Here is a 20572-nt window from a genome sequence, read left to right on the forward strand (position 1 = left end):
CAGCCGGGCCTACTCAAGACACGCAGGAGCAAGTGGTGATCGAAGAGACCCTCCTCGAGGCCGAGGAGAAGATGGAGAAGGCCGTCGTGGTCGCCAAGGAGGACTTCGCCGCGATCCGCACCGGCCGTGCGCACCCGGCGATGTTCAACAAGATCGTGGCCGACTACTACGGCGCGCCGACGCCGATCAACCAGCTGGCTTCGTTCTCCGTGCCGGAGCCGCGCATGGCGGTCGTGACCCCGTTCGACAAGAGCGCGCTGCGCAACATCGAGCAGGCGATCCGCGACTCCGACCTGGGCGTCAACCCGAGCAACGACGGCAACATCATCCGGGTGGTGTTCCCCGAGCTCACCGAGGAGCGCCGCCGCGAGTACATCAAGGTCGCCAAGGGCAAGGCAGAGGACGCCAAGGTGTCCATCCGCTCCGTCCGCCGCAAGGCCAAGGACGCCATCGACAAGCTGATCAAGGACGGCGAGGTCGGCGAGGACGAGGGCCGCCGTGCGGAGAAGGAGCTCGACGACACCACCGCGAAGTACGTCGCCCAGGTGGACGAGCTCCTCAAGCACAAGGAAGCGGAGCTGCTCGAGGTCTGATGAACGACTCTTCCTGGGGGGCGCCGCCACACACCGGGTACTGGGGGCCCACCGACCAGGGGGCTGCCCAGGGGGCTGCCCCGGCGGGTCCCACGTACGATGCGCATGACGCGCAGCACACTCGCCCCATGCCCATCGTGCCCGAGGTACCCGCGCATGGCGGAGACCAGGATGACGACCGGGGGGCCGCTCGGCTGAGCGGCCCCTTGTTCCGCGAGGAGCCTGAGCGGACGCCGCCGTACGACGCGCAGCGGACTCCGCCGTACGACCTGCCGCGGGCCCAGGCCTACGGCCATGACGACACGCCGCGGGCGCGGCCCCACGGGGCGGCGCCGCAGAATCCGGAGCCCATGCCCGACTCCTCGCAGCCGGCGCCCGCGCCGCAGAAGAAGAGCGCGGGCCGGGACCTGAGTGCGGCCATAGGGGTCGGTGTCGGGCTCGGCGCGGTGATCGTCGCGTCGCTGTTCATCGTCAAGGCCGTGTTCGTCGGCGTCATAGCGGTCGCCGTCGTAGTGGGCCTGTGGGAGCTGACCAAGCGACTGGACGAGCGCAAGGGCATCAAGGCGCCCCTGGTACCGCTGGCGCTCGGCGGGGCGGCGATGGTGGTCGCCGGTTACGTCCGGGGTGCCGAGGGCGCGTGGGTCGCCATGGCGCTCACCGCGCTGGGCGTCCTGGTCTGGCGCATGACGGAACCGCCGGAGGGCTACCTCAAAGACGTCACGGCGGGCATCTTCGCGGCCTTCTACGTCCCGTTCCTGGCCACGTTCGTCGCCATGATGCTGACCGCCGACGACGGGCATCGGCGCGTACTGACCTTCCTGCTGCTGACGGTCGTGAGCGACACCGGGGCGTACGCCATCGGCTGGCGCTTCGGCAAGCACAAGCTCGCTCCGCGCATCAGCCCGGGCAAGACGCGCGAGGGCCTGCTCGGAGCGGTGAGCTTCGCCATGGCGGCGGGCGCCCTGTGCATGCAGTTCCTGATCGAAGACGGCACCTGGTGGCAGGGCCTGATCCTCGGCTTCGCGGTCGCGGCCAGCGCCACGCTCGGCGACCTCGGCGAGTCCATGATCAAGCGGGACCTGGGCATCAAGGACATGGGCACGCTGCTGCCGGGGCACGGCGGCATCATGGACCGCTTGGACTCGCTGCTGCCCACGGCTCCCGTGGTCTGGCTCCTGCTGGTGATTTTCGTCGGGTCGGGCTGACCGCCCTACCTCGTGGAGCCCCCGCCCCGGCGGGGGCTCCGTGCGTCTGCCTGCGATGGCCTCTCGGTCCGTCGAGTGGGACGATTTCCGGTGTAGGCCCTCGAAGGGGACCGCCCCGGCCCTCGAAGAGGGACGCCCTGGAAGGAGGGCGCGATGTCCGCCATCCGAGAAGTGATCGACGTCGACCGCAGCCCCGACGACGTCTACGCGTATGTCACCGACCCCTCCCATCTGCCGGAATGGCAGCTGAGTGCCGTCTCCGCGGAGCGGCTCGACGAGGGTCCCCTGCATACCGGCTCCCGCGTCCGGGTCATCCGGCGCCTCGGCACCCGCGAGTTCCCGATGACCGTGGAGTACACCGAGCACGCGCCGCCGTACAGCTGGGGTCTGCGCGGGATCGACGGTCCCGTCAGGCCGCGTGTCCACGGTGAGATCGAGCCGCTCGACGAGGGGCGCCGCTCCCGCGTGACGGTGGAGCTCGACTTCGAGGGGCACGGCATGGGCAAGCTGTTCGTACCGCTCGTCGCCCGCCCACAGGCCCGCAAGGAGCTGCCGCGCGACGAGCAGCTGCTCAAAGACCTGCTGGAGCAGCCGTCCGTGTAGCCGTTCCGTGTAGCCGTCCGTGTAGAAACAGACACGCTCATCGACCAGGCCGGGCGGGCAAGCCGCGGCTGTGCTGCCGTACGTCCACGGGCGCCCAAGATGCGGCGCCCTGGCCACACCTGTCGATCTGCGACACTGGTACAGCCATGCCTAAGCCCGGAGAACTCACTTTCGTCGCCCCCCGCGGAGCCAAGAAGCCGCCGCGGCACCTTGCCGACCTCACGCCCGGTGAGCGCAAGGAAGCCGTCGCCGAGATCGGCGAGAAGCCGTTTCGTGCCAAGCAGCTCTCGCAGCACTACTTCGCGCGGTACGCGCACGACCCGCAGGAGTGGACCGATATCCCGGCCGGCTCCCGCGGTCGGCTTCAGGAGGCGCTGCTTCCCGAGCTCATGACCGTCGTACGGCATCTGTCGACCGACGAGGACACCACCCGCAAGACGTTGTGGCGGCTGTTCGACGGGACGCTCGTGGAGTCGGTGCTGATGCGCTACCCGGACCGGGTGACCATGTGCATCAGCTCCCAGGCGGGGTGCGGGATGAACTGCCCGTTCTGCGCCACGGGGCAGGCGGGACTGGACCGGAACCTGTCCACCGCCGAGATCGTGCACCAGATCGTGGACGGGATGCGGGCCCTGAGGGACGGGGAGATCCCTGGAGGTCCGGCGCGGCTCAGCAACATCGTGTTCATGGGCATGGGCGAGCCGCTCGCCAACTACAACCGGGTGGTCGGGGCCATTCGGCGGCTCACCGACCCCGAGCCGGACGGGCTCGGGCTCTCGCAGCGCGGGATCACCGTCTCGACCGTCGGTCTCGTCCCGGCGATCCACCGGTTCGCCGACGAGGGTTTCAAGTGCCGGCTCGCCATCTCGCTGCACGCGCCCGACGACGAGCTGCGCGACACCCTCGTCCCCGTGAACACACGGTGGAAGGTGCGTGAGGTGCTCGACGCCGGGTTCGAGTACGTCGAGCGGTCCGGGCGCCGGCTGTCCATCGAGTACGCGCTGATCCGGGACATCAACGACCAGGCGTGGCGCGGTGACCGGCTCGGGCGGCTGCTCAAGGGCAGGCCCGTGCACGTCAACCTGATCCCGCTGAACCCGACCCCGGGGTCGAAGTGGACCGCATCCCGCCCCGAGGACGAGAAGGCGTTCGTGGAGGCCATCGCCGCCCATGGTGTGCCGGTCACGATCCGGGACACCCGTGGACAGGAGATCGACGGGGCGTGTGGTCAGCTCGCGGCCACCGAGCGGTAGTCTGATCTCCGTACGTACATCTTCATAGTCATCTTCATATTCCGACAGGGGAGCGCCACAGCGCTGAGAGTGCGGCACGGGCCGCAGACCCTCTGAACCTCGCCCAGGTCATTCTGGGTAGGAAGTTCGGTCATCACTCGAGCTGTTGCGCCCTGCCCGGAACCCGCGGATTCTCCGAACTCCGAAGGTCCCGGGCAGGGCCGCGTCTCTTCCTGGTCCATCCCAGGAGGAATTCAGTGAGCATCACCAAGAAGGTCACGGTCCTGGCCGTCGGGCTGGGGCTTGTCACCCTGTCCGCCTGCGGGTCCTCCGACAGCGGCGGCAGCGGTGACCCAAAGACCGTGACCCTCGTCAGCCACGACTCGTGGGCCGTGTCGAAGAACGTCCTCGCGGACTTCGAGAAGCGGTCCGGCTACAAGGTCAAGGTCCTCAAGGACGGCGACGCCGGACAGGCCGTCAACAAGGCCATCCTCACCAGGGACAACCCGCAGGGCGACGTCTTCTTCGGCGTCGACAACACCCTGCTGTCGCGCGCGCTGGACAACGACCTGTTCCAGTCGTACGAGGCGAAGGGCTCCGACCAGGTCCTGCCCGAGTACCGGGTCGACCAGGACAAGCACCGGGTCACGCCGATCGACACCGGCGACATCTGCGTCAACTACGACAAGGCGTACTTCAGCGAGCACAAGCTGACCCCGCCGACCTCCTTCGACGACCTGATCAAGCCGGAGTACAAGAACCTGCTCGTCACGGAGAACGCCTCCACCTCCTCGCCGGGGCTCGGGTTCCTGCTCGGGACCGCCGCCAGGTACGGTGGCGACGGCTGGCAGGACTACTGGAAGAAGCTCAAGGCGAACGGCGTGAAGGTCGTCGACGGCTGGGAGCAGGCCTACAACGAGGAGTTCTCCGGCTCCTCCACCGGCAAGAAGACCGGCGGCGACCGGCCGCTCGTCGTCTCGTACGCCTCCTCGCCGCCCGCCGAGGTGATCTACGCCGACCCGAAGCCGACGACCGCGCCCACGGGCGTCGCCACCGGCACCTGCTTCCGCCAGGTCGAGTACGCGGGCCTGCTGAGCAGCGCCTCGAACGCCAAGGGCGGCAAGGCGCTCCTCGACTTCCTGCTCACCAAGGAGTTTCAGCAGGACATGCCGCTGAACATGTTCGTCTACCCCGTGCGGGAGGGCGCCCAGGTGCCGGCCGAGTTCACGAAGTACGGGCCGCAGGCCAAGGATCCCCAGACGATGGACCCGGCCGAGATCGCCGAGAACCGTGACCAGTGGGTCAAGTCGTGGACCTCGCTCGTACTGAAGTAGGGGCCAGGATCCGCGGGAGCGCGGCGGCGCGGCTCGGTCTCATGGCCGTGCCCGTCGCGTTCTTCGCGGCCTTCTTCGCCTACCCCGTCGCCGCGATCGTCGCGCGCGGTCTGCGGGTCGACGGGGCGTGGCGGTTCGGGCGTCTGTGGGAGGTGCTCGGACAGTCCGACATCCGGCACGTCCTGTGGTTCACCACCTGGCAGGCGCTCGCCTCCACCGCGCTCACCCTGCTGATCGCGCTGCCCGGCGCGTATGTCTTCGCCCGCTTCGACTTCCCCGGCAAGCAGGTCCTGCGGGCCGTGGTGACGGTCCCCTTCGTCCTGCCGACCGTCGTCGTCGGTACGGCGTTCCTGGCCCTCGTCGGCCGCGGCGGGCTGCTGGACGAGCTGTGGGGCGTACGCCTCGACACGACCGTGTGGGCGATCCTGCTCGCGCACGTCTTCTTCAACTACGCGGTGGTCGTACGGACGGTCGGCGGGCTCTGGGCGCAGCTCGACCCGCGGCAGGAGGAGGCCGCGCGGATGCTCGGCGCGTCCCGCACGCGGGCCTGGCGGACGGTCACCCTGCCCGCGCTCGCGCCCGCCGTGTCCGCGGCCGCGCTCATGGTCTTCCTCTTCACCTTCACGTCGTTCGGTGTCGTGCAGATCCTCGGCGGGCCGACCTTCTCGACCCTGGAAGTGGAGATCTACCGGCAGACCTCCGAGATCTTCGACCTGTCCACGGCCGCCGTGCTGACGCTGATCCAGTTCGTGGCGGTGGGTGCGATTCTCGCCCTGCACGCGTGGACCGTTCGGCGGCGGGAGAGCGCCCTGCGGCTGGTGGACGCGTCCGTGACGGCGCGGCGACCGCGCGGGGCGGGGCAGTGGGGTCTGCTGGCCGGCGTCCTCGGCACCATCGTCGTACTCCTCCTCCTGCCGCTCGCCGTGCTGGTGCAGCGGTCGTTCGACGCGCCCGACTTCGGCTACTACCGGGCGCTGACCAGCAGCGACGGCGGGGTCTTCCTCGTCCCGCCGATCGAGGCGATCGGCAATTCGCTGCAATACGCCGTCGCCGCCACCGTCATCGCCGTGGTGATCGGCGGTCTGGCCGCGGCCGCGTTGACGCGGCGGGACGCGGGCGGGTTCGTGCGCGGGTTCGACGCGTTGCTGATGCTGCCGCTCGGGGTGTCCGCGGTGACCGTCGGGTTCGGGTTCCTGATCGCCCTCGACGAGCCGCCGCTGGACCTCAGGGCCTCCTGGATCCTGGTGCCGCTCGCGCAGGCGCTGGTCGGCGTCCCCTTCGTCGTACGGACCATGCTGCCCGTGCTGCGGGCCGTGGACCAGCGGCTGCGGGAGGCGGCGGCCGTGCTCGGGGCGTCGCCGTGGCGGGTGTGGCGTGAGGTCGATCTGCCGATGGTGCGGCGGGCGCTGCTGATCGCGGCCGGGTTCGCGTTCGCGGTGTCGCTGGGGGAGTTCGGGGCGACCGTGTTCATCGCGCGGCCCGACAATCCGACGCTGCCGGTCGCCGTGGCGCGGCTGCTCGGACGGGCGGGCGAACTCAACTACGGCCAGGCGATGGCCCTTTCCACGATTCTGATGGTGGTGTGTGCCGTGGCGCTGCTGGTGCTGGAGCGGCTGCGTACCGACCGGACCGGGGAGTTCTAGATGCTGCTGAGCCTTGAGGACGCGACGGTACGGTTCGGCGGGCGGGCCGCGCTGGACGGGGTCGCTCTCGATGTCGCCGAGCACGAGGTGGTGTGCGTGCTGGGGCCCAGTGGCAGTGGCAAGTCGACGCTGCTGCGGGCGGTGGCCGGGCTGCAACCACTGGACGGCGGGCGGGTGTTGCTCGACGGGCGCGACCAGGTGGGCGTGCCTGCCCACAAGCGGGGGGTCGGGCTGATGTTCCAGGACCATCAGCTGTTTCCGCAGCGGGACGTGGGCGGGAACGTGGCCTTCGGGCTGCGGATGCATGGGCTGCCCAAGGTCCAACAGGGTGAGCGGGTGCAGGAGTTGCTGGAGCTCGTCGGGCTTCCGGGTGCCGGACGTCGGGCGGTGGCCGCGCTGTCCGGGGGTGAGCAGCAGCGGGTGGCGCTGGCCCGGGCCCTCGCGCCCCGGCCGCGGCTGCTGATGCTGGACGAGCCGCTCGGGCAGCTGGACCGCTCGCTGCGGGAGCGGCTGGTGGTCGAACTGCGGGAGCTCTTCGGCCGGTTGGGCACCACCGTGCTCGCCGTGACGCACGACCAGGGCGAGGCCTTCGCGCTCGCCGACCGGGTCGTGGTGATGCGGGACGGTCGGATCGCCCAGTCCGGTACGCCCCTTGAGGTCTGGCAGCGGCCGGCGGACGAGTTCGTGGCCCGGTTCCTCGGCTTCGAGAACGTGGTCGAGGGGACGGTCGTGGGGGAGGCCGCGGACACGCCGTGGGGCAAGGTGCCGGTTCCCGCGGAGGCGGCGCAGGGGGTGCGCTGTGTGCTGGTGCGGCCGGCGGGGGTACGGCTCGTGGGCGCGGAGGAGGGGCTGCGCTGTGTGGTGGCCGCGCGGACCTTCAAGGGCACCCATGTCGCCGTACACCTCCAGCCGGAGGGCGCGCCTCGGCTGGAGGCGGCGTGTGCGCTGCGGGAGGCGCCGGAGGTCGGGGATGTGGTCGGGGTGGAGTTCGACGGGGACGAAATCGTCGTGCTCGGGTGATCCGGGGCACATAGGGTGCGGGCATGACGCTGCTCGGACATGACCGCTACTGCGCCGAGATCGCCCACCAGGTCGGTCTGCTGAGGGCCGTGGTGGTCTCCGGGGCAGATCTGTCCGCCACCGTGCCGACCTGCCCGGACTGGTCGCTGGAACAGCTCGTACGGCATACGGGCGGCGCCCTGCGCTGGGTGGAGCTGATGGTGCGGACGCGGGCCGAGGCGGAGCTCCCCGAGGAACGGGTGCCGTCGGGCGGCGGGCCAAAGGCCCGGGGTGACGCCGCCGCGCTGGACGCGTGGCTCGCGGAGACCGGCGAGATGATCGTCCGCACACTGCGCGAGGCCGGGCCGGACACGAAGGTGTGGGCGTGGGCCGGTATTCCCACCTCCGGCTTCTGGGCCCGCCGGATGACGCACGAGCTGACGATCCACCGTGCCGACGCGACCCTCGCCGCCGGGCTGCCCTACGAGCTCGCGCCGGAGGTGGCCGCCGACGCCATCGACGAGTGGCTGCAGATCGTGGAGTTCGCTCAGCGGACCATGCCGGACGACGCGGCCGTCGAGCTGCGCGGGCCGGGGCGCAGTATCCATCTGCACGCCACCGACGGCACCCCCGAGCTGAACGCCGAGTGGGTGGTCGAGCTCACCGAGGGCGTCCTCGCCTGGCGGCGCGGTCATGAGAAGGCGACCGTCGCGCTGAGGGGTCCGCTCACCGCCGTACTGCTCACCTTCTACCGTCGACTGCCGCTGGACAGTCCGGAGGTGGAGGTGCTCGGTGAGCGTGAGCTGCTGGAGTTCTGGCTGGAGCGGGCGACCTTCGGGTGACCGACGGTGGCCCGCCCCCTGAGCGGGGACGGGCCACAGCGGTGTGCGGAGCGGGTGTCAGCGGCCGTTGCTCGAGCCGCGACGGCGCATGCCGAAGAACACGGCGCCGCCGCCGATCGCGACCAGCACGACCGCGATGCCGGCGATGATGCCGGTGTTGGAGTTCGAGCCCGTCTCGGCGAGGTTGGAGTCATTGGCCGCCGGGGACGGCGCGTTGCTCGGGGTGGCCGCCGCGGGCGTGGTGCTCTCGCTGCCCGAGGGCGTCGGGGCCGGCGTGCCGGGCTCCTCGGCCGCCGGCGTCGAGGCGGAGTCCGACGGCGTCGGCGTGGGCGTCGGGGTGGGCGTCGGGGTCGGCTTCTCGTCCGCCTTGCAGGCCGTGGCCGGGGTGATCAGGTTCGGCTTGATGTCCTCGTCGACGTAGCCCGCGGCCTTGACGTGGACGCGGTACTCGGCGTTCGGCTTCCAGTTCTCCTTGAAGCTGATGGTGACGCCCTCGCGCGAGCCCTCGACCACCTGCTCACCGACCTTCTTCACGTCGGCGCCGTTGTTCTCGAGGAACACGGAGACGGTGGCCGGGATACCGGCGGGGTCCACGTCGGTGACGGTGATGACGCCCTTGTCGCCGTCGCACTTCGCTTCGGCGGAGAACTCGTTGATGTTGCAGGCGAGCGCGTTGCCGGCGGCACCGAGCGCGAGCGCGGCCGAGGCGGAGGCGACACCGAGGATGCGCACGGAACGTGCGACGGTACGGCGAGTTATGGACACGTTTGTCCTTTACGAGTTGCACAACTGCGGGGGGTGAGCGGGGTGGTGATCTGACATCAGCATCCCCAGGAGTCTCACAGGTCTATAAGCGCTGCATAAGGAGTGTCAACGCATATGGGCTCTGCGGGGCCCGCCTTTGCCGTCTTATTAACCACTGAGACGTTTCAACGCCTCGGGAGCCTCCTCGATCCGGTCAACCAGGGCGATTCGGGACTCCATCGACCGCTCCCGCGCGAGCGCCCGGAGCAGGGGCCAGGTGGGGAGCTTCTCCGTCCAGTGGGCGCGGTCGACCAGGACCATCGGCGTGGGCTCGCCCCGCGACTCGTAGTAGTTGGGCGTCGCGTTGTCGAAGATCTCCTGTACGGTGCCGGCGGCTCCCGGCAGGAACACCACGCCCGCGGTGGAGCGGGCCAGCAGGCCGTCCTCGCGGGTGGCGTTGGCGAAGTACTTGGCGATGTGCGACGCGAAGGCGTTCGGCGGCTCGTGGCCGTAGAACCAGGTGGGGATGCCGACGGAGGGGCCGCCCTTCGGCCAGCGGGTGCGCACCTCGAAGGCGGCCCTCGCCCACTCGGTGATCGAGGGCGTGAACTTCGGGGACTTGGCGAGGAGTTGGAGCGAGTCGGCCAGCATCTCGTCGTCGAACGGAGCCGCGTACGCGCCGAGGTTCGCCGCCTCCATCGCGCCCGGGCCGCCGCCGGTGGCCACCGTGAACCCGGCGCGGGCCAGTTCCCGGCCGAGACCCGCGGCACCGGCGTAGGCCTCCGTGCCGCGGGCCATCGCGTGGCCGCCCATCACGCCCACCACCCGGGCGCCGACGAGGAGTTCGTCGAGGGCGTCGGAGACGGAGTCGTCGTGGACCGCGCGCAGCATCGAGGCGAAGATGTCGCGGTCGGCCTTGGTCTGCTGGAACCAGGCGTACGAGCGGGCGTCGGGCGTGACCTCGTAGCCGTCCGCGAGGAACTCGAAGAGCTCGTCGGGAGAGTAGACCAGGCCCCGGTACGGGTCGAAGGGGAGACCGGGGACGGGCGGGAAGACCATGGCGCCGTCCGCGCGTATCTTGACGGCCGCGTCCTCCCGCATGGGGCAGCCGAGAAAGACGGCGCCCGCCGTGTCCGTGGTGAGCAACTCCCGCGTACGGTCCGTCAGATCGACGGCCTGGACACGGAATCCGGCGAGTGTGCCACGCGCCGAGACGGTCGCGTCGAACTCCTGGAGGGTCTCGATCTCACGGTCGCTGTGGTGGGCCGCATGGGCGGGCATCGTCTGCACGCGCCCATGCTAGGCACAGGTGGGTTCAGCCCTCGACGGCAGACGGGTCCATCCACATGACCTCCCAGGTGTGGCCGTCGATGTCGTCGAAGGCGCGGCCGTACATGAAGTCCATGTCCTGGACCTTGTCCGACGCCGTGCCGCCGGCCGCGACCGCCTTCTCGACCAGTTCGTCGACCTTCTCGCGGCTCTCGGCGCTCAGACAGATCAGCACCTCGCTGGTCTTGGTGGCGTCCGCGATCTCCTTCTCGGTGAAGGTCGCGTAGAACGGCTTGGTGAGCAGCATCGCGACGATGGTGTCGCTGATCACGACGGAGGCGGCGTTCTCGTCGCTGAACTGCGGGTTGATCGAGAACCCGAGCTCCGTGAAGAACTTCTTCGAGGCATCGAGGTCGTTCACGGGCAGGTTCACGAAGATCATCTGCTGGTACGCGCTCATCGGTCTCTCCCATCGGGTTGTGATGTTCGGTGGGTAGACCGGGCACCTCGGCGGAACTCATCGGCCGTCGGAGATTTTTTTCGTACGGATTTCAGCGGGCCAGCGGAAGCGCCGCCAGCTCGGCGACGATCAGCGTGAGCGGGCCGAACAGGGCCAGCAGCGCGCCCGCGCGGAGGGCGGCGGCGCTGCGCAGCATCGTGGTGGGGGCACCGAGCCGGACCAGTGCGGCCGTGGTGTCGGCGCGGGCCTGCCTGGCCTCCACGGCGGCCGTGAGGAGCGTCGCGACCGTGCAGCCGGTGACCAGGAGCAGGCCGAGGGTGGTGAGCGGGCCGAACGACGGTCCGTCCGAGGCGTACAGCCCGGCCATGACGTACGTCCCCGACGCCACCGCGCAGACGACGCCGAGGGGGCGGCCGATGCGGGTGGCTTCCGCCATGAGGATCCGGCCGGCGAGGAGGCGAAGCGCGCCGGGGCGGACGGTCTGGAGAAGACGTCCGCAGAGGTGGGTGAGGCCGGGGCCGGCGAGGGCCAGGCCGAGGGCGGTGAGGCTCCAGCCGACGAGGACGGAAGGGGCTCCGCCCAGGCCGCCGGGCATGGTGAGGGTGGGGGTGTATTCGGTGCGGCCGGTGTACGCCTCCACGGCCAGGCCCGCGGCGAGTACGGCGATGCCCCAGGGGAGGTCTCGGGGGGTCTCTCGGGGTGGTGGGGGGAGCACGCCGGTGTTCAGGTCGGCGGGGTCGTCGCCCGGGGCCTCGGCCGAGACGTCCGTCTCGCCCGGCGCTCGCGGGGTGGCGTCCTTCTGTGGAACGGGCGCCGTCCCAGCGGCACGACTGTCCGCTGCCTGACGGCGGCGGCTGTCCGCGGTGGGGCTAAAGCGTGCGCCGAAGCGGCCGTACGCTCCGAACGTCTCCCGCATCGCCGACATGCCGTACGCGCCGAAGCGGCCGTACGACCGGATCCCAGCCCGTGTCGATGCCGCCGGCCGGTCGTCCCGCGGACTCAGTGCCACCGCCACCGCCATCGAAGCGATCACCGGTACCAGCGTCAGCAGGGTCAGGGCCGCCGGGACGGGCAAGGGCTTGTCCGCTGCCAGGAACTCCGCTGCCGCGCCGTCGAACGGCATGCCCGTCAGGTCTCCGCGGAGGTGGAGGAAGAAGAGCAGCGCCAGCATCGAGCCGAGCGTGCAGGACAGGGCCGTCGTCGTCGCCGAGACGGCCATCAGGCGGGCCGGGCCGAGGCCGATCGCCGAGAGGCCGGGGCGGGGCCTGGCCGCCGGGTCGGTGCGGGCGACCGCGACCGCGAAGTGGGCCGTCGCGGCCAGCGGGGTCGCGCACCAGGCCAGCCGGAGGAGGGAGGCGTCGGGGGTGTCGGGGTGGCTCATGGCGTAGCCGAGGCTGCCCAGGAGGAGGAAGCCCGTGCCGGCCGATGCCGCCGCCACCAGCAGACGGCGGAGTTGGACGGCCGGGTGGGCGCCGCGGGTCAGACGGAGAGCGAGCACGTGGCCCGGCCTTCCGTCTCGGTGACCGGGGGCAGGTGAACGGTGTTCACGCGCCGCCCGTCCAGCAGGGACACCGTACGGTCGGCGAGGGCCGCCGTCTCCGCCTCGTGGGTGGCCAGCACCACCGTGATGCCGTGGGAGCGGGCCGCCGTGGTGAGGGTGCGCAGGGCGTGGGTGCGGTCCTCGCGGTGCAGAGGGGCCGTCGGTTCGTCGGCGAACAGCACCGTGGGGGCCGGGGCGAGAGCCCGCGCGATGCACACGCGCTGGCGCTCCGCCTGACGCAGTTCGTGCGGGCGTTTGCGTGTGCTGTCGCCGATGTCCAGGCGCTCCAGCCACTCCATGGCGGCCGTCTTGGCGCGGCGGCGGCTGGTGCCGCGCAGCATCAGAGGGAGGGCCGCGTTCTCCCAGACGTTCAGCTCGGGGACGAGGGCGGGGGACGGGTCGATCCAGCCGAAGCGGTCGCGGCGGAGGCGTTCGCGGGCGATCAGGCCCATGGTGTGCACGGGGGCACTGTTGAACCAGACCTCGCCGCGATGTGCCGGGACCAGACCGGACAGGCACCGCAGCAGGGTCGTCTTGCCGCTGCCGCGCGGGCCGGCGACGGCGAGGATCTCGCCCTCGCGGACGCCGAGCGAGACGCCGGCCAGCCCGGGGGAGCCGTCCCGGTGGGTGAAGTGCAGTGACCGTGCCCAGAGCACGTCGTTGTCCGGCGGGGCCTCCATGGGCGTACACCTCGTTCAGATCCGTAATTCCCTTTGCCAATCCCCCGTGCGGGGGAACGAAGGCAGGGGCGATCGGTTACAGGGCACGCTAAGGATCCTGGGCGGGAACGCCGGACAGCACGCGGCCCAGGCGCCCCCTTCTCACTCGTACGGGTGCACCCGGGCCGCGGAACCGCCGGAGGCTACAGCTTGGTCCACGCCTGAGTCAGGGTCGCGCGCAGGATCTGTTCGATCTCGTCGAACGTGTCCTGGCTGGAGATCAGCGGCGGGGCCAGTTGGACGACCGGGTCGCCGCGGTCGTCGGCACGGCAGTACAGGCCGTTGTCGAACAGGGCCTTGGAGAGGAAGCCGTAGAGGACCCGCTCCGTCTCCTCCGCGCTGAAGGACTCCTTCGTCGCCTTGTCCTTCACCAGCTCGATGCCGTAGAAGAAGCCGTTGCCGCGGACGTCGCCGACGATCGGCAGGTCGTGCAGCTTCTCCAGGGTGGCGCGGAACGCGGACTCGTTGTCGAGCACGTGCTGGTTGAGGCCCTCGCGCTCGAACAGGTCGAGGTTCGCCAGGCCCACGGCCGCGGAGACCGGGTGGCCGCCGAAGGTGTATCCGTGCAGGAAGGTGTTGTCGCCCTTGTAGAAGGGCTCGGCGAGGCGGTCCGAGATGATGCACGCGCCGATGGGGGAGTAACCGGACGTCATGCCCTTGGCGCAGGTGATCATGTCCGGGACGTAGCCGAACTTGTCGCAGGCGAACATCGTGCCCAGGCGGCCGAAGGCGCAGATGACCTCGTCCGAGACGAGCAGCACGTCGTACTTGTCGCAGATCTCGCGCACGCGCTGGAAGTAGCCGGGCGGGGGTGGGAAGCAGCCGCCGGCGTTCTGCACCGGCTCCAGGAAGACGGCGGCGACGGTGTCCGGGCCCTCGAAGAGGATCTGCTGCTCGATCTGGTCGGCGGCCCAGCGGCCGAAGGCCACGGGGTCGTCGCCGAACAGGGGTGCCCGGTAGATGTTGGTGTTCGGGACCTTGTGCGCGCCCGGGACCAGCGGCTCGAAGGGGGCCTTCAGGGCCGGCAGGCCGGTGATGGACAGGGCTCCCTGGGGGGTGCCGTGGTAGGCGACCGCGCGGGAGATCACCTTGTGCTTGGTGGGCTTGCCGGTCAGCTTGAAGTACTGCTTGGCGAGCTTCCAGGCGGTCTCGACCGCCTCGCCGCCGCCGGTGGTGAAGAAGACCTTGTTGAGGTCGCCCGGCGCGTACTGCGCGAGGCGCTCCGCCAGCTCCACGGCCTTGGGGTGGGCGTAGGACCACACCGGGAAGAACGCCAGCTCCTGCGCCTGCTTGAAGGCGGTCTCGGCCAGCTCCGTGCGGCCGTGACCGGCCTGGACCACGAACAGACCCGCGAGACCGTCGAGGTAGCGTTTGCCCTTGTCGTCGTAGATGTGGGTGCCCTCGCCCCGGACGATCGTGGGGACGGGCGAGTTCTCGTACGAGGACATGCGGGTGAAGTGCATCCACAGGTGGTCGTACGCGGTCCGGCTGAGGTCCTTGGGGCTGTCGGTGGTCACGGTTATCGGGTTCCCCACATGTAGGTCTGCTTCTTGAGCTTGAGGTAGACGAAGCTCTCGGTGGAGCGCACGCCGGGGATGGCTCGCATGCGTTTGTTGATGACGTCCAGGAGGTGGTCGTCGTCCTCGCAGACGATCTCCACCATCAGGTCGAAGGAGCCCGCGGTCATCACCACGTACTCGCATTCGGACATGGCGCTCAGCGCGTCGGCCACGGACTCCACGTCGCCCTCGACGTTGACGCCGACCATCGCCTGGCGCCGGAAACCCACGGTGAGCGGGTCCGTGACGGCGACGATCTGCATCACGCCCTGGTCGAGCAGCTTCTGGACGCGCTGGCGCACGGCCGCCTCGGACAGGCCGACGGCCTTGCCGATGGCGGCGTACGGCCGGCGGCCGTCCTCCTGGAGCTGTTCGATGATGGCGAGGGAGACGGCATCCAGGTGGGGGGTGCCGTTCCTGGACTCGCGGGAATCCCGGGAGTCCCTGGGGTCTGCGCTTCGACTGGCCACGACGTCACTGTGCACGACGTCTCGACAATTTCGCAAGGCTGCATCGATGAAATTCGTTGTTTTCGTGACGAGGACCTGCGGATTTCGCAGCGTTGGCGCGATCGGGGCTGTTGAAAACGTGGGGCGGCGGACTAGGGTGGGTGTCTCAAGGAATGGACAGTTCGACCTGACAGGAGGGCCGGCAGTGAGCACCGAGCTGCGTCGTCTGCGCAACTACATCGACGGTGAGTTCCGGGACGCCGTCGACGGACGGACCACTGAGGTGGTCAACCCCGCGACGGGCGAGGCGTACGCGACCGCGCCGCTGTCCGGGCAGGCGGACGTCGACGCCGCGATGGCGGCTGCCGCCGCGGCCTTCCCCGGCTGGCGCGACACGACCCCCGCCGAGCGCCAGAAGGCCCTCCTGAAGATCGCGGACGCGTTCGAGGAGCGCGCCGAGGAGCTCATCACGGCCGAGGTGGAGAACACGGGCAAGCCGGTCGGGCTGACCCGCTCCGAGGAGATCCCGCCGATGGTCGACCAGATCCGCTTCTTCGCGGGCGCGGCCCGGATGCTGGAGGGGCGCAGCGCCGGCGAGTACATGGAGGGGCTGACCTCGATCGTCCGCCGCGAGCCGGTCGGCGTCTGCGCGCAGGTCGCGCCGTGGAACTACCCGATGATGATGGCCGTGTGGAAGTTCGCCCCGGCGATCGCGGCGGGCAACACGGTCGTGCTGAAGCCGTCCGACACCACCCCCGCCTCCACCGTCCTCATCGCGGAGATCCTCGGCTCGATCCTCCCCAAGGGCGTCTTCAACGTCCTGTGCGGCGACCGCGAGACCGGCCGCATGATGGTCGAGCACCCGACCCCGGCGATGGCCTCCATCACCGGCTCCGTCCGGGCCGGCGCGCAGGTCGCGGAGTCCGCGTCCAAGGACGTCAAGCGCGTCCACCTGGAGCTGGGCGGCAAGGCGCCGGTCGTCGTCTTCGAGGACACCGACATCGCCAAGGCCGTCGAGGACATCTCGGTCGCGGGTTTCTTCAACGCGGGCCAGGACTGTACGGCCGCCTGCCGCGTCCTCGTCCACGAGGCCATCCACGACGAGTTCGTCTCCGCGCTCGCCAAGGCCGCCGCCGACACCAAGACGGGCCGGCCGGACGACGAGGACGTGCTGTACGGCCCGCTCAACAACCCCAACCAGCTCGCGCAGGTCGAGGGCTTCATCAACCGCCTGCCCGCCCACGCGCGCGTGGAGACCGGCGGTAAGCGGGTCGGCGACCAGGGGTACTTCTTCGCCCCGACCGTCGTCTCCGGCGTCAAGCAGGACGACGAGATCATCCAGAAGGAGGTCTTCGGACCGGTCATCACCGTCCAGTCCTTCTCCGACGAGGACCAGGCCGTGCGGTGGGCCAACGGCGTCGAGTACGCCCTCGCCTCCTCGGTGTGGACCAAGGACCACTCCCGCGCGATGCGGATGTCCAAGAGGCTCGACTTCGGCTGCGTGTGGATCAACACCCACATCCCGCTGGTCGCCGAGATGCCGCACGGCGGCTTCAAGAAGTCCGGGTACGGCAAGGACCTGTCGGCGTACGGCTTCGACGACTACACGCGGATCAAGCATGTGATGACGTCGCTGGACGCGTGAGGCTTCGCGTCGGCGCGCGGTCCCGGACGGAGGACGATCCGACCGGGGCCGCCGCCCTCAGGACTCCCGCACGCAGTACGTGTGGTCGAAGTGCTGGGCCACGAGGTGCCCGGCGCCGTCGCAGGCGAGCTGCCAGTCGTGGACACCTCTGTCCAGGCCGTCGGTGAAGTTCCACAGCAGGCTGCCGCGAGCGGCGTCGATCGCGTAGAAGCCGCTCACGTTCTCGAAGGCTGGGACATAGACCGCACGGGCTCCCGTGGTGACCGGGTTGTCCACGTTGAGGCGCGGGGTGGGGCAGAACCAGCGCTGGGAGCCGTTCGCGGCGTCGAAGGCGTACACGCCGTACGGCTCCGTACCGGTGACGTACACCGCGTCGCCCGCCACGCCGAGCGAGGCGAACTCGCCGTGCTCGGCGTCAACCTGCCAGCGGAGTTTGCCGGTCACGAGGTCCAGCGCGATGAGCCCGCGGCCGATGGCGAACACCGTCCGGCCGAGCACGGCCACGCCCGGTCGGAGGTCGTAGCCCACGGGATGCTTCCAGCGCACGCCGCTGTTGCCGGTGTCCCGGACCGTCACATTGCGCAGGCCGTCGGCATAGACGAAATAGCCGGGGAGGACGACCGGCTTCAGCGGGATCCCGACGTCTTCCGCGCTGATGGGCACGACATCGGCCCGACGGACCTGGAGGTCGGTGCGGAAGACCGTGTTCGTGGACGTCGCGATCCCTCCCTCGTCGGACCGGCGCTGGAGTCGGACACCGATGATGGTGACAGCGCGGTCGCTGTGACTGCCGAGCAGCGTGTCGAACCGGTAGCCCGAACCGAAGTCGAGGGTCAACCGCTCGGTGCCGCTGACCGGGTCGACACCGATGACGACCGCGCCTTCGCCGAGCGCGACCACGGCGTCGTGGACCAGCAGGGCCGGGGTGGGTGACGGGCTGATGCCCGCGTAGCTCCACTTGGGCCGCGTGCCGTCCTTGAGATCGAGACAGACCAGGGTTCCGGAGCGGGTCTTGATCAGAGCCGTGCCGTCGTTGAAGGCGGCCGGGGCCTGGACCAGCGGGTCGCTGCGGTAGCTCCATTCCGGCTGCGGAGCCGGGCCGAGGGGCTTTTCGGCCGTCTTCTTCCGGGAGATCAGCACGGCCGCGCTGCCGCCGACCACCGCCGTGCCCGCCGCCGCGGCGAGGACCGTGCGCCGGGTGAGCCCGGCCCGCGAGGGGGCGCGGCGATGTGCGGGCGGAACGGGGTGTTCGGGTCTCGGTCCCGGTTCTTGAGGGAAGGTGGGCTGCGGTTCCGGTGGCTCGACGGTCGTACCGGCCCCACCGATGCGGTGGGGGGCACCGGCGCCGGACGTCGAGAACGCCATCGTGGCGTAGCTCGCCCGGTCCTGGCCGACGGTGCCCGGCGTCGAGGGGCCCAGGCCGGGGGAGACCGTGACCAGGTCCTGTTGCGGGATGCCGAGAGCGGTCACGGCCGCCGTACGGCGGCCGATGGAGGCGGCCACCTGCGGGGGCGGCCAGGCCTCCGCCAGCAGCTGCTCCACGCCGCCGGGCGCACAGGCCGCGGAAAGCCGGTCCGGGGTGATCCGGAGAGCCGGTTCCCTGGCGAGACAGAGGCTGAGGATCCTGTCCAGCGGGTCGGGTACTCCCGTCAGGTCGGGCGTGCCGTGCACCACCTGGTAGAGCAGGGTGGCCGCCGCCGAACCGCTGAACGGCGCGTGCCCGGTCGAGGCGAACGTGAGAAGTGATCCGAGGGCGAAGACGTCCCCCGCCGGCCCCATCCCATGGCCGGTGGCCTGCTCGGGACACATGTACTCGAAGGAGCCGAACAGGACTCCGGAGCGGGTGAGGTTGTAGCCGTCGCTGGCCCGGACGATGCCGAAGTCGATGACGCGCGGGCCGTCCGCGGCGAGCAGTACGTTGGACGGCTTGAGGTCGCGGTGCACCAGTCCGGCGGCGTGCACGGCGATCAGCGCCTCGGCGATGCCGGCGCCCAGCGCCAGCACCGATTCCACCGGAAGCGGCCCGTGCTCGTCGACCGCCTCGGCCAGCGTCGGTCCGGGTATGAAGGTGGTGGCCAGCCAGGGCGTGTCGGCATCCGGCTCGGCGTCCGCCACGGGCAGCGTATAGGGGCCGCTGACCGCCCTCGCCGCCTCCACCTCTCTGCGGAAGCGGATCCGGAAGCTCTTGTCCCCCATCATCTCGGGGCGGACGGCCTTGACCGCGACGATGCGCCCACGCGCGGACGTGGCCAGATAGACCCGGCCCATACCGCCGGCGCCCAGCCGGGCCACCAGACGGTAGGGACCTAGCCGCTCGGGATCCTCTGGGCCAAGTGGTTCCATGACCTGAGTTGCCTGTTCTCGGTGCGGACGGGGGAGAGACCGGTTGTGCAGCGGGGCGGGGTCGCCCAAGCAGAGTCTATGAGCAGACTAGAGGCTGAAGTGGCCAAAAGTTGGCGGTCCTGTGCAGCTGCGGGTGCTTACCTTGGCGTAAGTGCTCTTCCTTTTCCGTGGAATTCGGGCGCATTGACTGCGCGGCAACCGCGCCCGGCGGGTGATTCGTACCGGCCCTCGCTACTTGAGCGCCGCCCGCGCGATCCGTTCGGTCACCGGGTTCATGGCCTCGCTCTTCGCGTCCGTCGCGCCCACGGACACCACCAGCGTGCGCGACAGGTCGCGGGTCGCGGCGATCACCGTGCCGTAGCCGTATCGGGCGCCGGACTTGAGCCAGTAGACCCGGCCCTCGAACTCGAAGCGCTGTAGACCGGCGCTCATGGTGGCGCCCTTGATGCCCTTCGGCACCGTGAACATCTCCTTCAGCTGCGGCGGGGGGACCAAGTCACCGCGGAACAGGTGGGTCAGCAGGTGCTCCAGGTCCGCCGTCGTGGAGATCATGTCGCCGGCCGCCCATCTGTCTGCGTGATTCCAGTCCGTCACGTCCACGAACTCCGTCGTGCCATCGGCCCGCTTCACCGCCTGGTAGCCGTGGTTGTGCGGCCCCCGGATGGTCGGGTCGGTGCCGGGGAAGTACGTGTCCCGCATCCCGGCGGGCAGCAGGACGCGCCGGGTGGCCTCCGAGGCGTACGAGTGTCCCGTCACCTTCTCGATCAGCAGGCCGAGGATCGTGTAGTTGATGTTCAGATAGTGCTGCTTGCGGCCCGGGCGGAACTCCGGTCCCTTCGCCACGGCCGATGCCACGACCTCCTGGGGCGTCAGCGTGTCGAAGCGGTGCGCGTACACCTCCTCGAAGCTGTCCCCGAGGGCTTTGCCCGGCTGGATGCCACTGGTGTGGTTCAGCAGCTGCCGTACGGTGATCGGCCTGAAGTCGCGGGTCAGCAGCCCCGGGAGGTAGTGCTGCACGGGCCTGTCCAGACGGACCTCGCCCTCCGCCGCGAGCTGCAGGACCACGGCCGCCGTCACCACCTTCGTCGTCGAACCCGCCCGGAAACGCGCGTCCGGGTCCGCCGCCCGGCCGCTCGCCAGGTCGTGCACGCCCGCGCTGCAGCGCCAGGTGCCGTCGGTGCCGCCGACCCGGACGAGGGCCGCCGTGGCGTCCTGGTCCGGGAGGCCCTTGAGCGCGGCCTTCAGGGCCTTGGTGTCCAGGCCGGTCGTCGTGGTGTGCGCGGCCGCCGGAGCGGAGGCCGCGAACGCGGGGGCGGCCAGTGGGCCGGCGCCCAGGGCGAGGACGAGGGAGGCGGCGAGGACGGTCGTACGGCGGCGGGCGCGCATGCGGCTG

The 20572-nt window shown here is 70.4% G+C and carries 18 protein-coding genes; 9 read left to right on the plus strand and 9 right to left on the minus strand.

Going from position 1 to position 20572, the window contains the following annotated elements:
- Positions 1–35: 35 nt before the first annotated feature.
- From frr to ABT063_RS09470, 8 genes are all read left to right on the plus strand, one after another.
- Positions 36–593 carry a ribosome recycling factor gene (gene frr / locus ABT063_RS09435; RefSeq protein WP_351056608.1) on the plus strand — a complete coding sequence of 186 codons (558 nt, stop codon included), beginning with the start codon at positions 36–38 and terminating at the stop codon, positions 591–593.
- Positions 593–1798, plus strand: coding sequence for a phosphatidate cytidylyltransferase (locus ABT063_RS09440; RefSeq protein ID WP_351056609.1), 1206 nt, complete (start codon positions 593–595; stop codon positions 1796–1798). The genes frr and ABT063_RS09440 overlap by 1 nt, the downstream gene beginning before the upstream one ends.
- 153 nt (positions 1799–1951) lie before the next feature.
- On the plus strand, positions 1952–2401 hold the full coding sequence (locus ABT063_RS09445) for an SRPBCC family protein (protein ID WP_351056610.1): 450 nt from the start codon (positions 1952–1954) through the stop codon (positions 2399–2401).
- A 146-nt stretch (positions 2402–2547) separates the two neighbouring features.
- Entirely contained in the window at positions 2548–3654 is a 1107-nt protein-coding gene (rlmN, locus tag ABT063_RS09450) for a dual-specificity RNA methyltransferase RlmN (RefSeq protein ID WP_351056611.1), read from the plus strand.
- A gap of 236 nt (positions 3655–3890) precedes the next feature.
- Positions 3891–4967, plus strand: coding sequence for a thiamine ABC transporter substrate-binding protein (locus tag ABT063_RS09455; protein ID WP_351056612.1), 1077 nt, complete (start codon positions 3891–3893; stop codon positions 4965–4967).
- Positions 4943–6610 carry an ABC transporter permease gene (locus ABT063_RS09460; protein ID WP_351056613.1) on the plus strand — a complete coding sequence of 556 codons (1668 nt, stop codon included), beginning with the start codon at positions 4943–4945 and terminating at the stop codon, positions 6608–6610. The genes ABT063_RS09455 and ABT063_RS09460 overlap by 25 nt, the downstream gene beginning before the upstream one ends.
- Positions 6611–7630, plus strand: coding sequence for an ABC transporter ATP-binding protein (locus tag ABT063_RS09465; RefSeq protein ID WP_351056614.1), 1020 nt, complete (start codon positions 6611–6613; stop codon positions 7628–7630).
- A gap of 23 nt (positions 7631–7653) precedes the next feature.
- Positions 7654–8451 carry a maleylpyruvate isomerase family mycothiol-dependent enzyme gene (locus tag ABT063_RS09470; RefSeq protein ID WP_351056615.1) on the plus strand — a complete coding sequence of 266 codons (798 nt, stop codon included), beginning with the start codon at positions 7654–7656 and terminating at the stop codon, positions 8449–8451.
- 57 nt (positions 8452–8508) lie between these two features.
- Here the strand turns inward: ABT063_RS09470 and ABT063_RS09475 are convergent, their stop codons facing one another.
- The 7 genes from ABT063_RS09475 to ABT063_RS09505 form a co-directional block, all read right to left on the minus strand.
- Positions 8509–9183, minus strand: a complete 675-nt coding sequence (locus ABT063_RS09475; RefSeq protein ID WP_351056616.1) for an LAETG motif-containing sortase-dependent surface protein — start codon at positions 9181–9183, stop codon at positions 8509–8511.
- Between the two features lie 180 nt (positions 9184–9363).
- A complete protein-coding gene (locus ABT063_RS09480; RefSeq protein WP_351056617.1) occupies positions 9364–10485 on the minus strand; it encodes an LOG family protein in 1122 nt (373 codons plus the stop codon).
- Positions 10486–10510: 25 nt separating this feature from the next.
- Positions 10511–10924: a VOC family protein gene (locus ABT063_RS09485; protein ID WP_351056618.1), complete on the minus strand. Its 414-nt coding sequence runs from the start codon at positions 10922–10924 to the stop codon at positions 10511–10513.
- Positions 10925–11015: 91 nt separating this feature from the next.
- Positions 11016–12422: a hypothetical protein gene (locus ABT063_RS09490; RefSeq protein WP_351056619.1), complete on the minus strand. Its 1407-nt coding sequence runs from the start codon at positions 12420–12422 to the stop codon at positions 11016–11018.
- Positions 12404–13144 (minus strand): ABC transporter ATP-binding protein, encoded by a 741-nt coding sequence (locus ABT063_RS09495; protein WP_351056620.1) that lies wholly within the window; start codon positions 13142–13144, stop codon positions 12404–12406. Before ABT063_RS09495 ends, ABT063_RS09490 begins: the two co-directional genes overlap by 19 nt.
- A 182-nt stretch (positions 13145–13326) precedes the next feature.
- Positions 13327–14700, minus strand: a complete 1374-nt coding sequence (locus ABT063_RS09500; RefSeq protein WP_351056621.1) for an aspartate aminotransferase family protein — start codon at positions 14698–14700, stop codon at positions 13327–13329.
- Positions 14701–14702: 2 nt separating this feature from the next.
- Positions 14703–15227: an Lrp/AsnC family transcriptional regulator gene (locus ABT063_RS09505; RefSeq protein WP_095747877.1), complete on the minus strand. Its 525-nt coding sequence runs from the start codon at positions 15225–15227 to the stop codon at positions 14703–14705.
- A 169-nt stretch (positions 15228–15396) separates the two neighbouring features.
- Between ABT063_RS09505 and ABT063_RS09510 the strand changes: the two genes are divergently transcribed.
- A complete protein-coding gene (locus tag ABT063_RS09510; RefSeq protein ID WP_351056622.1) occupies positions 15397–16836 on the plus strand; it encodes a gamma-aminobutyraldehyde dehydrogenase in 1440 nt (479 codons plus the stop codon).
- A gap of 57 nt (positions 16837–16893) precedes the next feature.
- On the opposite strand, the gene ABT063_RS09515 is transcribed toward ABT063_RS09510, so the two are convergent.
- Together ABT063_RS09515 and ABT063_RS09520 are read right to left on the minus strand one after the other, a co-directional pair.
- A complete protein-coding gene (locus tag ABT063_RS09515; RefSeq protein WP_351056623.1) occupies positions 16894–19179 on the minus strand; it encodes a protein kinase domain-containing protein in 2286 nt (761 codons plus the stop codon).
- Positions 19180–19410: 231 nt separating this feature from the next.
- On the minus strand, positions 19411–20565 hold the full coding sequence (locus ABT063_RS09520; RefSeq protein WP_351056624.1) for a serine hydrolase domain-containing protein: 1155 nt from the start codon (positions 20563–20565) through the stop codon (positions 19411–19413).
- Positions 20566–20572 lie beyond the last annotated feature (7 nt).

Origin of the sequence: Streptomyces sp. NPDC002838 (genome assembly GCF_040295365.1) — a bacterium.
In the GTDB taxonomy this organism is placed as follows: domain Bacteria; phylum Actinomycetota; class Actinomycetes; order Streptomycetales; family Streptomycetaceae; genus Streptomyces.

What these genes read in the sequence shown, in the direction of transcription:
- ABT063_RS09440 (WP_351056609.1), top strand. Translation starts at nt 593, where the DNA reads ATGAACGACTCTTCCTGGGGGGCGCCGCCACACACCGGGTACTGGGGG.
- ABT063_RS09445 (WP_351056610.1), top strand. Translation starts at nt 1,952, where the DNA reads ATGTCCGCCATCCGAGAAGTGATCGACGTCGACCGCAGCCCCGACGAC.
- rlmN (WP_351056611.1), top strand. Translation starts at nt 2,548, where the DNA reads ATGCCTAAGCCCGGAGAACTCACTTTCGTCGCCCCCCGCGGAGCCAAG.
- ABT063_RS09465 (WP_351056614.1), top strand. Translation starts at nt 6,611, where the DNA reads ATGCTGCTGAGCCTTGAGGACGCGACGGTACGGTTCGGCGGGCGGGCC.
- ABT063_RS09470 (WP_351056615.1), top strand. Translation starts at nt 7,654, where the DNA reads ATGACGCTGCTCGGACATGACCGCTACTGCGCCGAGATCGCCCACCAG.
- ABT063_RS09485 (WP_351056618.1), bottom strand. Translation starts at nt 10,924, where the DNA reads ATGAGCGCGTACCAGCAGATGATCTTCGTGAACCTGCCCGTGAACGAC.
- ABT063_RS09495 (WP_351056620.1), bottom strand. Translation starts at nt 13,144, where the DNA reads ATGGAGGCCCCGCCGGACAACGACGTGCTCTGGGCACGGTCACTGCAC.
- ABT063_RS09515 (WP_351056623.1), bottom strand. Translation starts at nt 19,179, where the DNA reads ATGGAACCACTTGGCCCAGAGGATCCCGAGCGGCTAGGTCCCTACCGT.
- ABT063_RS09520 (WP_351056624.1), bottom strand. Translation starts at nt 20,565, where the DNA reads ATGCGCGCCCGCCGCCGTACGACCGTCCTCGCCGCCTCCCTCGTCCTC.